This is a genomic window from Oceanicella sp. (assembly GCF_056449545.1).
Genome location: NZ_JBWOMN010000103.1, coordinates 1 through 13,185 on the forward strand (window position 1 = coordinate 1; position 13,185 = coordinate 13,185).

A 13,185-nucleotide genomic window follows, 5' to 3' on the forward strand; every position below is an offset into this window, starting at 1 on the left:
CCATGGGCGCCTGCGCCGGCGGTCAGTTCGCGTCGCGGCGGCTCAATACACGTAATCGAGCGCCCGCGCGTTCATCTGTCCGTTGTCGGCATAGGGCATGTAGCCCGCCACAAGCGCCCGGTAGTCGAGGAAGCTCCCGGTGATGCGGCGCACCAGTTCGTCGTCATCGGCGCGCAGATCGGCCATCACCTCGCCCGCGGCGTTGCCCATGGCCAGCACGATTTCCGCGGGCAGCTCGCGCACCTGCACGCCCTGCTCGGCCACCAGCTTGCGCAACGCCATGGCGTGCTTGGTGGTGTATTCGGTCCAGACCGGGTTGTAGAGGCTCTCGCAGGCCATGGCCACGGCCTGCTTCAGGTTGGCGGGCAGTTCGCCGTAGACATCGGCGTTGACGCCGCATTCCTCGGCCGAGGAGGGCTCGCCCACGCCGGGCCAGTAATAATTCTTGGCGGTCTGGTAGAAGCCCAGCGCGCTGTCGGTCCACGGCCCGATGAATTCGCCCGCGTCCAGCGCCCCCGACTGCAGCGCCTGGAACATGTCGCGCCCGCCCATGGCCTGCACCGCCATGCCAAGCTTGGCGCACATCTCCGACGCCAGTCCCGTGGTGCGAAACCGCAGCCCCTTGAGGTCATCGACCGTGTGGATCTCGTCGCGGAACCAGCCCGCCCATTGCGGCCCGGAATTGCCGCACAGGAACGGCTTCAGGTTGAAGCGCCCGTACATCTCGTCATACAGCGCCTGCCCGCCGCCATGGGCCAGCCAGCCGAACTGTTCATCGGCGCGCAACCCGAAAGGCTGCGAGCCGAACAGCAGGATTCCCTTGGATTTCGAACCCCAATAGGCGGGGACCGCGTGATACAGCTCCGCCGTGCCCTGCCCCACCGCGTCGAACACGCCACGCCCGGGCACCAGTTCGCCGGCGGCGAACAGCTTCACCTCGATCTCGCCGCCCGACAGCGCGGTGATGCGGTCGGCCAGCATCTGCGCCGCGACCCCCGGCCCCGGCAGGTTCTTGGGCCATGCGGTGACCATTTTCCATTTGCGCACGCTGGCCGCGATCGCGGGGGCGGCCAGCGGCGTCGCCGCGGCGCCGATGGCGGCGGTGGTCAGGAAATCTCTGCGGTTCATTCTGGTTCTCCCGGTTCTGTCGCGCTCATGCCGCAGCGGATGGCGGCGCGTTGTCATGGGCCCGCGCCCAACGCGCGACGGGCGTCGCGGCGGGCGGTCAGGCACGGCGAAACCTGTTATGTGCATACATAAAAGTCAAGCGAGTCTTTGCCCCGCCCGCGCGCCGGTTTCAGCCCCGGCGCGGGCGGGGGTTCGGCCCCCTGGCGCGCGATCACGCGAAAGCGACCCCGGATTCGTTCGCAAGACGCTACCAAAGCGCGCCGGATTTAGGCATAGTTCAGCGGATTGTCGGGAACGGGATTTCAATGGGATGACACGAGCGACATCACGACTCCGCGCCGAATCGCCGCCAGGCGAGGGCCAGGCCGCCCGATCCGGCCGCGCCGCGCGCCGCCAGGGAGGCCCGAAACCATGATGACCATCGGGCAGATCCAGCTCGCCGAGCTTGACGCGCTGGCCGACGCGCGTTTCCGCCGTCGGCTCTGCGCGCTGCTCGAAGACCTGCGCCCCGAAACGGCCGCGCGGCTGCGCGCCGACTACGAACCCGACCCGGATGACGGCGAGACCGGCGACCGGGCCGCCGCCGCCGAACCGCCGCAGGATCGCTTCGAACGCTTCGTCGCCGACTGCCTCGACGCCGCCGATCAGGCCGAGATCGACGAGCCCGGCGACCTCGCCGCCTTCGCCGCGCTGATGCTGGAGCTGGAGCGCACCGGCGACGCGCAGCAGGCGTTCTTCGATTATCTGGGGATGGCGCTGGAACGCGAGACCGCCAGCGGCGCCGTGCGCCTGCGCCTCGCCGAGGTCCGGCTGGCGGCGCTGGCGGAACGCGGCCCGGAGGCGGCCGAAATCCGCGATCTGGCGCTGGCGGCGCGAAAGGGCATGGCATGAGCGCGAAGAACCTGTTCAAGCGGCTGAAATCGCGCTCGGCGGACCGCAAGCGCGAAAAGCTGGGCAAGGCGACCCAGACCTGCCCGCGCAAGAAGGGCGACATCCTCATCGGCGTCTATCGGCTGGACACGTTCGAGCCGCTTCAGGGCATGAATGTCAGCGTCACCGGTCCCGGCGGCGGGGTCAGATCCACCGACAAGATGGGCATCGCCGAATACCTGGACCAGACGCCGGGGGCCTATCGCTACGACGTCGATTACGCCGGATCGAAATACAGCGACGATCTTTACACCAGCGAATCGGGCGATTTCGGGCTGGCCGGCGGCGCCATCGCCACCGAGACATCCGGCGTGCAGCCCAGCGGCAAGCTCAAGGTGGAGCTGCGGCTGGAAACCGAGGATGGCGGCGAGGGCGCGCTGGTGGACCCGGCGCACATCCTGGCGCTGTTCGGCGGCGGCGACGAGGCGGTCGGCGTCAATGACGCGCTGTTTTCCCGCGTGCAGGCGGGCGAACATGTCGCCGAGGCCACCCTGCGCGACGACGCCCCCTACATGAAGACCTCCGCGCGCGCCAAGCCGGTGACGGTGGTCGAAGGCAAGACCGCGCGGGCGGTGATCCTGGTTCAGGAAAAGACCTGGATCGAGGTCAAGGTGCGCGACATGTCCGAACGCAAGAACCTGGCGCGCTGCGTCGTGGATCTGGACTTCGTCAAGGCCGCGCCGGCGGCGCTGGTCACCGGCCGCGACGGCCTGGTGCGCCATGAACTGCCCAAGATCGGCGACGAATGCACCCTGAAATCGGTCACCGCCCCCGGCGACGAGATCTACGAATTCATCGAGATCGTCTGATCTGCGGCTTGCGCGGAACCGGCGGCGCCCGGCGAACGCCCACCTGCCCCGGGGTCGCGGCGGGCCGGATCGGCCGCCGCGCCGGATCGGCGGCTGGGCGCAATGGGCTGGGCGCAATGGGCTGGGCGCGATCAAGATCCGCTGCGCCGCCCCCGCCCGTATCCGGCACTTGACGCCAGCGGCGACGCGCGCCGCATCCCCGGACTTGTGCAGATTTCCTCGTCATGCTCATATCGGCGGACAAATGCGAAACGACAGTTCGCAAATCATATCTGACCGGGAGGAAGACGCATGCATGTCAAACGGATGTTCGCGGGACTGGCGATCGCCGCCGCGCTGGCCGCGCCCGCGGCGGCGCTGGAACTGCCCAAGCAGCTGACCTGGACCGCCTACGGCACCGGCTCGGCAGGCTACAACCAGTCGGTGGCCATCGGCGCCGCGCTGCAGGAGGCGACGGGAACCAACCTGCGCGTGCTGCCCGGCAAGAACGACGTGGCGCGCACCGAACCGCTGCGCCAGGGCAAGGTGCAGTTTTCCGCCACCGGGGTCGGCGGGTCTTTCATGGCGCAGGAGGGCGTGTTCGTCTTCGGCAAGCAAAGCTGGGGCCCGCAGCCGATCCGGGTGCTGATCGCCAACAACGGCGGCGCGGTGGGGCTCGCGGTCGGGGTCGCGGGCGACATTGGCGTCAAGACATACGCCGATCTGCGCGGCAAGCGCGTGGCCTGGGTGAAAGGCGCCCCGGCGCTCAACGTCAACGTCACGGCGTTTCTGGCCTATGCCGGGCTGACCTGGGACGACGTGGAAAAGGTCACCTTCGGCGGCTTTGGCGACAGCTGGAAGGGTCTGGTGAACGGCCAGGTCGATGCGGTGTTCGCCTCGACCAATTCCGGCCGCGCCTACGAGGCCGCGGCCTCGCCGCGCGGGCTGGTCTGGCCGCCGATCGACCCGGACAATGCCGAAGGGCTGGCCCGCATGGCGGAAATCGCGCCCTTCTTCGCCACCATGAACGCCACGGTGGGGGCCACCATCGACGGCACGGGCGGCACGCCCACGGCGGGCTACGCCTACCCGGTGCTCGCCACCATGGTCGGCCAGGACGAGGCGCTGGTCTACAACATGACCAAGGCCATGGTGGACCTGTTCGACAGCTACAAGGACAAGGCCCCGGGGATCAACGGCTGGGCGCTGGCGAAGCAGGATTTCGAATGGGTGGCCCCCTATCATGACGGCGCGATCCGCTACTATCGCGAGGTCGGCGCCTGGACCGACGCGGCGCAGGCCCATAACGACAAGCTGATCGCCCGGCAGGCGGCGCTCGCCGCGGCGTGGGAGGCCCTCAAGGCCGAGACCCCCGCCGATTGGGAGGCCGCCTGGAGCGTCAAGCGCAAGGAAGCCCTGAAAGCCGGCGGCTTCGAAGTGGTGTTCTGACCTGACCGGCGCCTGTCGGCGTCGATGCACGGGCGATCGCCGTCCGACGCGACGCCGCCAAGCGCCCGCCGCCCTCGCAGCAGCCGCGCCGCCGGACGCAGTCCGGCCGGCGCTCTGCAATGAAAATTCCGCCCCCCTCGCCCCATCCCGCCGCCCCATCCCGCCGCCCCATCCCGCCCCACCCCGCCGCCCCATCGGCCGGCGTCGCGCCCCCCCTGCACGAGACACCTCGCCATGCCCCGGACCGCCCCCCGCCAGACGGTTGAAATCGTCGAGGCCGCGCCCCGCGCGCCGCTGCCCCCCGCGGCGCGCGCCGTTGTCGCCGTCATGACGCTTCTGGCGGTGGCGCTCAGCATCCATCAGCTGTTCAACCTGCAACTATTCGGGGTGGTGTTGATCGAGGGGCGGTATCTGTACATCCTCGGCGGATTGTTCCTGGCGCTGGCCTTTCTGGTCTTTCCGCTCGATCGGGCCAAAGGCCCGGCCTGGCCCGACTGGCTGCTGTTCGCCGCGGCGCTGGCCACCGCCGCCTATTTCGCCGCCACCGCCGAAACCAGTCTCGAAATGGGCTGGGAATACGCCGCCCCGGACGCCGCCCGCTACGCCTCGATTCTGTTCTACGCGCTGATCCTCGAGGCCACGCGCCGCGCCGGCGGGCTGGTGCTGTTCCTGATCGTGTTCGCGTTTTCGCTGTATCCGACGGTGGCCGACGTGATGCCGGACCCGCTGTCGGGCTACGCCTCGCCGTTCTGGGATCTGGCGGCCTATCACATGATCTCGTCGGAAAGCTCCTTCGGCATCCCCATGCGCGCCTTCGGCAACCTGGTGATCGGCTTCATCGTCTTCGGCGCGGTGCTTCAGCAGACCGGCGGCGGGCAGTTCTTCAACGACCTGGCGCTGGCGCTGGTCGGGCGCTACCGGGGCGGCGCCGCCAAGGTGGCGATCTTCGCCAGCGGCTTCATGGGGTCCATGTCCGGCTCGGTGATCTCCAACGTGCTGACCACCGGGGCGGTGTCGATCCCGGCGATGAAGCGCACCGGCTTCTCGGCCCGCTACGCGGCGGCGACCGAGGCCTGCGCCTCGACCGGCGGCGTGCTGATGCCGCCGATCATGGGCGCCACCGCCTTCGTCATGGCCTCGTTCCTGTCGCGCCCCTATGTGGAGATCGCCATCGCCGCCGCGATCCCCTCGCTGCTGTTCTATTTCGGCCTGTTCGTGCAGATCGACGCCTATGCGGCCAAGCGCGGCCTGAAAGGGTTGGAGCGCGATGAGGTCCCTTCGCTGCGCGCCGCGCTGGCCGAGGGCTGGCCCTATCTCGCGGTGTTCGCGGTGCTGATCTTCCTGATGGTGGCGCTGCGCATGGACACGCTGGCGCCCTTCTACGCCACCGCGCTGCTGCTGGTCATCAACCAGTTCAAGCGCCGCCACCGCTTCACCCTGCGCTCCGCCGCCGATCTGATCATCGGCGTGGGGCGGGCCTTGGCGGAGCTCACGGCGGTGCTCATGGGGGTGGGGCTGATCGTCGGGGCGTTCTCGGCCACCGGGCTGGCGGGCACGCTGGTCAACGAGCTGATCTTCCTGGCCGGGGATTCGATCCTGGCGCTGCTGCTGATGGGCGCGCTCACCGCCTTCATCTTCGGCATGGGGATGACGGTCACCGCCTGCTACATCTTCCTGGCCGTGGTGCTGGCGCCCGCGCTGGTGCAGGCGGGGCTGAACGTGCTCGCCGTGCATCTGTTCATCCTCTACTGGGGGATGGTGAGCTATATAACTCCGCCGGTGGCGCTGGGGGCCTTCGCCGCCGCCACCATGGCCGGCGCCGGCCCCATGCGCACCGGGCTGGAGGCCATGCGCCTTGGCGGGGTGATCTACGTGGCGCCGTTCTTCTTCGTGCTCAACCCGGCGCTGGTGGGCGAGGCCCCGGCCTGGGAGGTGGCGCTGACGCTGAGCGCCGCGCTCATCGGCATATGGCTGATCTCCTCGGCGCTGCAAGGGCATGTGAGCCTGGTCGGCGGGCTCGGCGCCGGCGCGGCGGCGATGACGCTGCGGGTGCTGCTGGGGCTCGGGGGGCTGGCGCTTGCGGCGCCCGGCGGCGGCGAGCTTGGCCTGTCCCACGGCGCGCTGATCGCCATCGGCGCCGCGCTGGCCGCCCCGGCGCTGATGGCGGCGCGGCGGCGCGGCGCGGCGCAGCCCGCCTGAGCGCAGAGTCACGGAGACCGACATGCCCTTCGCCCCCCTGCGCCCGGTGCGCGACCTCGCCGATGTGCGCGCCATCGAAGCGACGCCGCTGGCCGAGGCCTGCCCGGCCCGATCCACCTACGATATCTTCGTCGAAAGCGCCCGCGCCTTCGGCGACGCCCCGGCGCTCGCCTTCCTGCGAAGCGGCGACCCGGACGACGCCCCGATCCGCTGGAGCTACGCCGCGCTGCTGGCCAACATCACCCGCGCCGCCAACGCCTTTCATGCGCTCGGGGTCCGTCCCGGCGACGCGGTCGCCTTCCTGCTGCCCGGCTGTCTGGAGGCGCATCTGGCGCTCTGGGGCGGCGAGGCGGCGGGGATCACCCAGCCGCTGAACCCGCTGCTGAGCGAGGACCGCCTCGCCGAATTGCTGCGCGCGGGAAACGCCAGGCTGCTGATCGCCTGGGGCGAGGACGCCGAGGCCGGCTACTGGACCAAGGCCGAGGCGCTTGCGCAAGACGTCGAGACCATCACCCGGCTGATCCGCGTCAGCCCCTCGCAAGCCCTTGGCGGCGCGCCCGAAACGCCCCCGGCCGGCGTTCTCGATCTGCACGCGCTGATCGCCGCGCAGCCCGGCGACCGGCTGGTCAGCGGGCGCAACATCCTGCCCAGCGACACGGCGGCGTATTTTCACACCGGCGGCACCACCGGCGCGCCGAAACTGGCGCGCCACACCCATGCCGGGCAGGTGTTTTCGGCCTGGGGCGCGGTGCAGATGCAGGGCGCGAAGCCCGGCGACGTGGCCATCAACGGCTATCCGCTGTTCCATGTCGCCGGGGTGCTGCCCGGCTCGCTGGCCTCGCTGTCTGCCGGGGTGGAGATGGTGATCCCCACCACCACGCTGCTGCGCAACCGCGAGGTGATGCGCAATTACTGGCGGCTGGTGGAACGCCACCGCGCCGCCACCCTGTCGGCGGTGCCCACGGTGCTGGCCGCGCTTGCCAACGTGCCGCTGGACGGGGCCGACATATCCTCGATCCGCTACTGCCGCACCGGCGCCGCGCCGCTGCCCCGGGAACTGGCCGAACGCTTTGAACGCATCACCGGGCTGCATGTGCATGAAAGCCTCGGCATGACCGAGATGCACGGGATCTCCACCATCCGCCCGCCCGGCGTGCGCGCCCCCGCGGGCTGCGTCGGCCTGCCGCTGCCCCATGCCCGCCTGCGCATCGCCCGCATCGACGCCGAAGGCCGCGCCACGCGCCACGAGGTCGCGCCGGGCGAGCCCGGCATGATCCTGTTCAAATCCCCCAACGTCTTCCCAGGCTATCTCGACGAGGCCGCCAATGCCGGGGTTTTCGACCCCGAGGGCTGGCTGATCACCGGCGACGTGGGCCGGGTCGACGATCTGGGCATGCTGCACCTCACCGGGCGCGCCAAGGACCTGATCATCCGCTCGGGCCACAATATCGACCCGCGCAGCATCGAGGAGCCCCTGACCGCCCACCCGAAAGTGCAGATCGCCGCCGCCGTGGGCGCGCCGGACGCCTATGCCGGCGAAGTCCCGGTGGCCTTCGCGACCCTGGAACCCGGCGCCGACATCACCGAGGCCGCGCTGCTCGACTGGCTGCGCGACGCCGTGGACGAGCCCCCCGCGCGGCCCCGCTGGCTGGCGATCCTGCCCGAAATGCCGGTGACCAACGTCGGAAAGATCTTCAAGCCCGAACTGCGCCGCCTGGCGCTGGAACGGGTGATCCGCGACGCGCTGGCCGGGATCGCCGCGGCGCGGGGCGTCGCCCCCCCGGGCTTCACGGTGTCGGGCGACAACATGGTCGCCCTGCACGCCGGTCAGCCGCTGCGGGGCGACCTCGCCGCGTTCCTCGACGCCCTGCCGACAAGAACCGGGCTCGCGCCCGGTGGCGACGTGCCGTAGGGCGGATCCCGATCCGCCATTGGCGGCCTCACGACCGGCGCCGCAGCGGCGTCATGCACCAGATCCCGAACGCCGGGCCCAGCGCCAGCGAGGCCAGCACCAGCGGCCAGCCGAACGCCGCCGCCGCCATTGGCGTCACCTGCACCGTCACCGTGGTCAGCGCGAAACCGAGCGCCGTCTGGAACGTCATCAGGCTGCCCGCCGCCTCCGCCGGGGCGTAATCGGCGATCAGCGCCGAGAACTGCGCGCTGTCCGGGATCACCGACGCGCCCCAGACCAGCGCGATCGCCGCCACCAGCCAGACCGGCCCGCCAAACGCCGCCCCCGCCGCCAATGCCGAGGCGCCGCTGATCGCCATGGCCCAGATGGTCAGCTCCGCCTTGCCGATGCGATCCGCGATCCAGCCCGCCGCGCCGCAGACCAGCGCGCCGATTCCGATGGCGGCGAAGGCGGTGAGCCGCGCCGCGCTCTCCGCCGCCTCGCCCGGCATCCGCGCGGCGTAGGAAACCCCGACGGCGGCGCCGATCCAGCTCCACATCGCGTAAAGTTCCCACATATGGCCGAGATAGCCGCCATAGGCGGCGCGGATCCGCCGGTCGCGCCAGGCCAGCGTCACCACGCGCGGATCGAACGCCGCGGCGCGGGCGTGATGCGGGCCGGTGGCCGAAAACATGACCAAGGCCCCGCCCAGCGCCGCCAGCCCCGAGGCGGCGATCACCGTCGCCCGCCATTGCGCGCCGCCCAGCCAGGCCAGCAGATGCGGCGCGGCGGAACCCAGCGTCAGCCCGCCCACCAGCAGCCCCACCAGCAAGCCCCGGTCGCGCACCCCCCAGCCCACGGCGATCTTCATGCCCACGGGATAGACCCCTGCCAGACAGGCCCCGGTGACGAAACGCAGCGCCAGGGCGGCGCTCCCGCCCAGCGGCGCCCATAGCAGCGCCAGATTGGCCAGCGCCGCCAGCAGGGCGCTGATCGCGAACACCCGGCGCGGTTCGAACCGGTCGGCGAGCCCCATGACCGCCGCGCCGAGCGCCCCGACCACGAACCCCGCCTGCACCGCCGCCGACAGCGCCGCGCGCGCAAAACCCGGGATCGGCGCCTCGCGCGCCATGTCCGCGACCACCGCGGCGGACACGAACCACAGGCTCAGCACCGCGATTTCCGCGAGGATCAGCAGCAGGACGGCGCGGGTTTTCATCGCCCCGCGACCTTGCGACGGGTCGCTCACGGCGCGGCGGCGGCGATCGCGACCTGAAACTCGCGCTTCAGCAAGGCGATGTCCTCGACCCCGACCGAGACCCGGAAGAACCCCTCGGTGACGCCCAGCGCCGCGCGCGCCGCCGCGCTCAGCCCGCGATGCGACGACGACGCCGGATGCGACAGCGTGGTTCCCACATCCCCCAAGGTCGGCGCGAACGCGATGTGATCGGCGGCGGCGATCAGCGCGTTGGCCTGCGCCCGCCCGCCCTTCAGCCGGAAGCTCAGCATGTTGGCGCAATTGTCGCCCAGCAGCGCCCCGGCGCGGTTGTGGTCCGGGTGATCGGCGCGGCCCGGATAGATCACCGCCGCGACCCCCGCCAGCCCGGCCAGATGATCGGCGAGTTCGGCGGCGTTGGCCTGCGCGCGCTCGAATCGCAGGTCGAAGGTATGCAGCCCCCGTTCCGCCAGCCAGCAATCGAACGGGCTCGGCGTCAGCCCCCAGGTCATGGCCGCGTCGCGTATGGCGCGCGCATGCGCCGGGTCGCGCGCCGCCACATAGCCCAGCATGGCGTCGGAATGCCCGGCCAGCAGCTTGGTCACCGAGTGAATGACGAAATCCGCGCCGTGCTCGAACGGCCGGTAGGCGCGCGGCGTCGTGAAGGTGTTGTCCACCGCCAGCAGCACGCCGCGCGCGCGCGCAATGGCGGCGATCGCCGGCATGTCGGCGACGCGCAGGGTGGGGTTGGACACCACCTCGACCAGCATCAGCCGGGTCTCGGGGCGGATCGCCGCCTCGATCGCGGCGGCGTCGGTCGGATCGGCGAGCGAGGTCGCGATCCCCAGGCGCGGCAGATCCTGGTTCAGCATCCTGAGCGAACGCCCGTAAAGCTGATCGCCGCCGAGCACGTGATCGCCGGCCTTCAGCAGCCCCAGAACCAGCGCCGAGACCGCCGCCATGCCCGAGCCGGTGACGACGCCGTCGCGCGCGCCCTCCATCCAGTCGATCTTGTCCGCCAGCACCGCGGCGTTGGGGTGGCCCTCGCGCGAATAGGCAAAGCCCGGCGCGCGCCCCTCGTACATCGCGTCGAGATCGTCCGCGGACCCGGTGCGGTAGACCACCGAGGGGTTGAGCGGCGTGACCAGCGGGCGGGAGATCGACTCCGGCGCCGCGCCGCGCCGGGTGACGGAGCGATGCGATCGCGTCATGCGGGATCCCCTGTTGATGCGCCCAGACCCCTGATCGGACCCCTGATCGGGCCCCTGACCGGGTCCGGTCGCGGCGCAATGGCGGTCACGACGGCGTCGGCCCGTCGGGGTCATCCCCGCGCCCCATGACCCAGGCGACCAGCAATTCGTAAAACACCGACAGCACGATCGGCCCCAGAAACAGCCCGATCAACCCATGCGCCAGCGTGCCGCCGATGACGCCGATGAGGATCACCAGCATCGGCGTGCTCAGCCCCTTGGCCATGACGATGGGCTTCAGCACGTTGTCGCACAGGGTGACCGGAACCATGTAGAGCGTGAACAGCAGCGCGGCCGTCGTGTCCATGGCGCTCCAGGCCCAGATGATCACCGGGAACAGCGCGATCCCCGGCCCCACCTGGATGATGCCCAGGATCAGCGCCGCCATGGCGATCATCCCGGCGCCCGGCACGCCCGCGACCATCAGCCCGATCCCCGCCAGCGCCGCCTGCAGCAGCGAGATGCCGATCACGCCGCGCGACACGTTGCGGATGGTGGCCCCGGCCAGCTGCACGAATGCGCGCCCGCGGGCCCCGGCGATGCGCTCGGCGGCGTGGCCCGCGGCCAGCGCCATGGCCGGGCCGCGCCCGTAGATGAACCCTGCGATGACGATCGACGCCGCGAATCCGAGGATGCCGCTTCCGAGTCCGGCCACCGACCCCGCCACCGACCCCGCCAGCGCGCCGGTTTGCCTGAGGATCAGCGCCGCGTTGTCACGCAGCAGCGCCGACAGGTTGCTCGACGCCTCGCTCCACACCGCAAAGACCCGTGCGCCGATCAGCGGCCAGTCACGCACCGATTCCGGCGGCGGCGGCGCGACGAGGGTCCCGCTCCTGAGCCCGGCGGCGAAGGTCTGCGCGGTGTCGATCAGGCTCGCCGACAGCGCCACCGCCGGCCCGAGAATCAGCCCCAGCCCGGCCAGCGTGATCAGCAGCGATGCAAGGCCGCCGCGCCCGCCCAGCCGCGCGCTCAGCCAGGCGTGGACCGGGTAGACCGCGACCGCGAGGATCACCGCCCAGACCGTCAGCACCACGAAGGGGGCGATCAGCAGCCCGGCCCAATAGGCCAGCAGCGCCAGGAATGTCAGGCGGATGGCCGTGTCGATGACAAGGGTCTCCAGCACGGCGTTTTCTGGCGTCTTCGATGCGTCGGCGGTCACGTGGCGGTCCTTTCGGCTGACGATGGGGCGCATGGCGGCCCGCCGCGCAGGGTAGCAAGCATTCACGGGCGTTGGAAAGGCGGCGCGGCAGGCGGACATTGCAAGGCCCGGCGCCAGTCGATAGCATCCGGGTTCTGCAACCGGGCGGCGAATCCCGGCGTCATGTCCGAACCCGGGGGCCATTGCCCGAACCCGGAGGGCCGCCGGCAAGCCGGCCGCCGTCGAGCGAGGTCACGCGAATGAAAGCCTTCACCTGCGCCGCCGGCCTGCTGATCGCGGCGCTTGCGCCATGGTCGGCGGCCGCGCAGGCCCCCGAAATCGACCCGAGGGCGGTCGAGATCGTCACCGCCGCCGCCGGCTTCATCGCCGGGCAGCCGCGCATCGCGCTGGACTGGTCGGTGGAATACGACGAGGTGATCCGGGGCCGCGAAAAGATCACCCATCTGCGCAGCGGCCGCAACCTGCTGGCGCGCGGCGAGGGGTTTTACGCCTATGCCGAGGACGGGCGCGCCACGCGCGAATACTTCTTCGACGGCGCGCAGGTCACCATCGCCATCGACGATGCCGGCGCCTACGCCTCCGCCCCCTTCGCGGGCAGTTTCGAGGCCATGGTCGACCGGCTTGGCGAGGTCTACGGCCTGGCCATCCCGATCTGGGAAATGCTGAGCGCCAAATCGCCCGAGGACCTGCTCGACGGCGTCGAGGCCGCGGCCTATCTCGGCATCGTGCGGGTGGACGGGCGCCCGGCGCATCACCTCGCCTTCGCCACCGAGGATCAGGACTGGCAGATCTGGGTGTCGACCGACGCGCAGGCCCCGACGCCGCTGCTGCTGATCGGCACGAATCCCTATGCGCAGGGCTGGCCGCAATACCGCGCCCGCTTCCTCGCCTGGGATTTCGCGCCCGAGATCCCGCCGGACCGGTTCGCCTTCGCGCCCGGCGACGGCGACATCCGCATGGCCTGGCCGCAGACGGCGGCGGGCCTCGGGGCGCCGCCCGTTTCGGCAACGCAGTGAAGGGCGGATGACATGAAAAGACTGTTGATCGGATTTCTCGTCATCGCCGTGGTCGTCGGGACCTCGCCCGAAAGCCTGATCCGGCTGGATCCGGAACTGAGCGCCGCCGACGCCAAGCGCGGCGGGCGCGGCGGCGGCTATCGCGGCGGCGGCGGGCGC

General features: G+C 71.0%; 10 protein-coding genes. 6 read left to right on the top strand and 4 right to left on the bottom strand.

The window, feature by feature from the left end:
• Positions 1-42 precede the first annotated feature (42 nt).
• Positions 43-1,128 carry a TRAP transporter substrate-binding protein gene (locus AC1HC7_RS13780; RefSeq protein WP_479495157.1) on the bottom strand — a complete coding sequence of 362 codons (1,086 nt, stop codon included), beginning with the start codon at positions 1,126-1,128 and terminating at the stop codon, positions 43-45.
• Between the two features lie 411 nt (positions 1,129-1,539).
• Here AC1HC7_RS13780 and AC1HC7_RS13785 point away from each other — a divergent pair, with 411 nt between their 5' ends.
• The 5 genes from AC1HC7_RS13785 to AC1HC7_RS13805 all read left to right on the top strand — a co-directional run bounded on the left by AC1HC7_RS13785 (position 1,540) and on the right by AC1HC7_RS13805 (position 8,406).
• On the top strand, positions 1,540-2,019 hold the full coding sequence (locus AC1HC7_RS13785) for a hypothetical protein (RefSeq protein WP_479495156.1): 480 nt from the start codon (positions 1,540-1,542) through the stop codon (positions 2,017-2,019).
• The gene (locus AC1HC7_RS13790) at positions 2,016-2,867 is read left to right on the top strand and encodes a hypothetical protein (RefSeq protein WP_479499130.1); all 852 of its coding nucleotides are present in this window, start codon (positions 2,016-2,018) and stop codon (positions 2,865-2,867) included. The genes AC1HC7_RS13785 and AC1HC7_RS13790 overlap by 4 nt, the downstream gene beginning before the upstream one ends.
• 291 nt (positions 2,868-3,158) lie before the next feature.
• Positions 3,159-4,295, top strand: coding sequence for a TAXI family TRAP transporter solute-binding subunit (locus AC1HC7_RS13795; RefSeq protein ID WP_479495154.1), 1,137 nt, complete (start codon positions 3,159-3,161; stop codon positions 4,293-4,295).
• Positions 4,296-4,529: 234 nt separating this feature from the next.
• Complete coding sequence (locus AC1HC7_RS13800) at positions 4,530-6,494, top strand: TRAP transporter permease (protein WP_479495153.1); 1,965 nt, start codon at positions 4,530-4,532, stop codon at positions 6,492-6,494.
• Positions 6,495-6,516: 22 nt separating this feature from the next.
• Positions 6,517-8,406: an acyl-CoA synthetase gene (locus AC1HC7_RS13805; RefSeq protein ID WP_479495152.1), complete on the top strand. Its 1,890-nt coding sequence runs from the start codon at positions 6,517-6,519 to the stop codon at positions 8,404-8,406.
• Between the two features lie 28 nt (positions 8,407-8,434).
• Here the strand turns inward: AC1HC7_RS13805 and AC1HC7_RS13810 are convergent, their stop codons facing one another.
• The 3 genes from AC1HC7_RS13810 to AC1HC7_RS13820 form a co-directional block, all read right to left on the bottom strand.
• Positions 8,435-9,604: an MFS transporter gene (locus AC1HC7_RS13810; RefSeq protein ID WP_479495151.1), complete on the bottom strand. Its 1,170-nt coding sequence runs from the start codon at positions 9,602-9,604 to the stop codon at positions 8,435-8,437.
• Between the two features lie 26 nt (positions 9,605-9,630).
• On the bottom strand, positions 9,631-10,812 hold the full coding sequence (locus AC1HC7_RS13815; RefSeq protein WP_479495150.1) for a trans-sulfuration enzyme family protein: 1,182 nt from the start codon (positions 10,810-10,812) through the stop codon (positions 9,631-9,633).
• Positions 10,813-10,897: 85 nt separating this feature from the next.
• Entirely contained in the window at positions 10,898-12,010 is a 1,113-nt protein-coding gene (locus AC1HC7_RS13820) for an AI-2E family transporter (protein ID WP_479495149.1), read from the bottom strand.
• Positions 12,011-12,249: 239 nt separating this feature from the next.
• Between AC1HC7_RS13820 and AC1HC7_RS13825 the strand changes: the two genes are divergently transcribed.
• The gene (locus AC1HC7_RS13825) at positions 12,250-13,026 is read left to right on the top strand and encodes a DUF2092 domain-containing protein (protein WP_479495148.1); all 777 of its coding nucleotides are present in this window, start codon (positions 12,250-12,252) and stop codon (positions 13,024-13,026) included.
• Positions 13,027-13,185 lie beyond the last annotated feature (159 nt).

Excerpts from the sequence above, each read along its gene's own strand:
- AC1HC7_RS13780 (WP_479495157.1), bottom strand. The coding sequence starts at position 1,128 with ATGAACCGCAGAGATTTCCTGACCACCGCCGCCATCGGCGCCGCGGCG.
- AC1HC7_RS13785 (WP_479495156.1), top strand. The coding sequence starts at position 1,540 with ATGATGACCATCGGGCAGATCCAGCTCGCCGAGCTTGACGCGCTGGCC.
- AC1HC7_RS13790 (WP_479499130.1), top strand. The coding sequence starts at position 2,016 with ATGAGCGCGAAGAACCTGTTCAAGCGGCTGAAATCGCGCTCGGCGGAC.
- AC1HC7_RS13795 (WP_479495154.1), top strand. The coding sequence starts at position 3,159 with ATGCATGTCAAACGGATGTTCGCGGGACTGGCGATCGCCGCCGCGCTG.
- AC1HC7_RS13800 (WP_479495153.1), top strand. The coding sequence starts at position 4,530 with ATGCCCCGGACCGCCCCCCGCCAGACGGTTGAAATCGTCGAGGCCGCG.
- AC1HC7_RS13805 (WP_479495152.1), top strand. The coding sequence starts at position 6,517 with ATGCCCTTCGCCCCCCTGCGCCCGGTGCGCGACCTCGCCGATGTGCGC.
- AC1HC7_RS13810 (WP_479495151.1), bottom strand. The coding sequence starts at position 9,604 with ATGAAAACCCGCGCCGTCCTGCTGCTGATCCTCGCGGAAATCGCGGTG.
- AC1HC7_RS13815 (WP_479495150.1), bottom strand. The coding sequence starts at position 10,812 with ATGACGCGATCGCATCGCTCCGTCACCCGGCGCGGCGCGGCGCCGGAG.
- AC1HC7_RS13825 (WP_479495148.1), top strand. The coding sequence starts at position 12,250 with ATGAAAGCCTTCACCTGCGCCGCCGGCCTGCTGATCGCGGCGCTTGCG.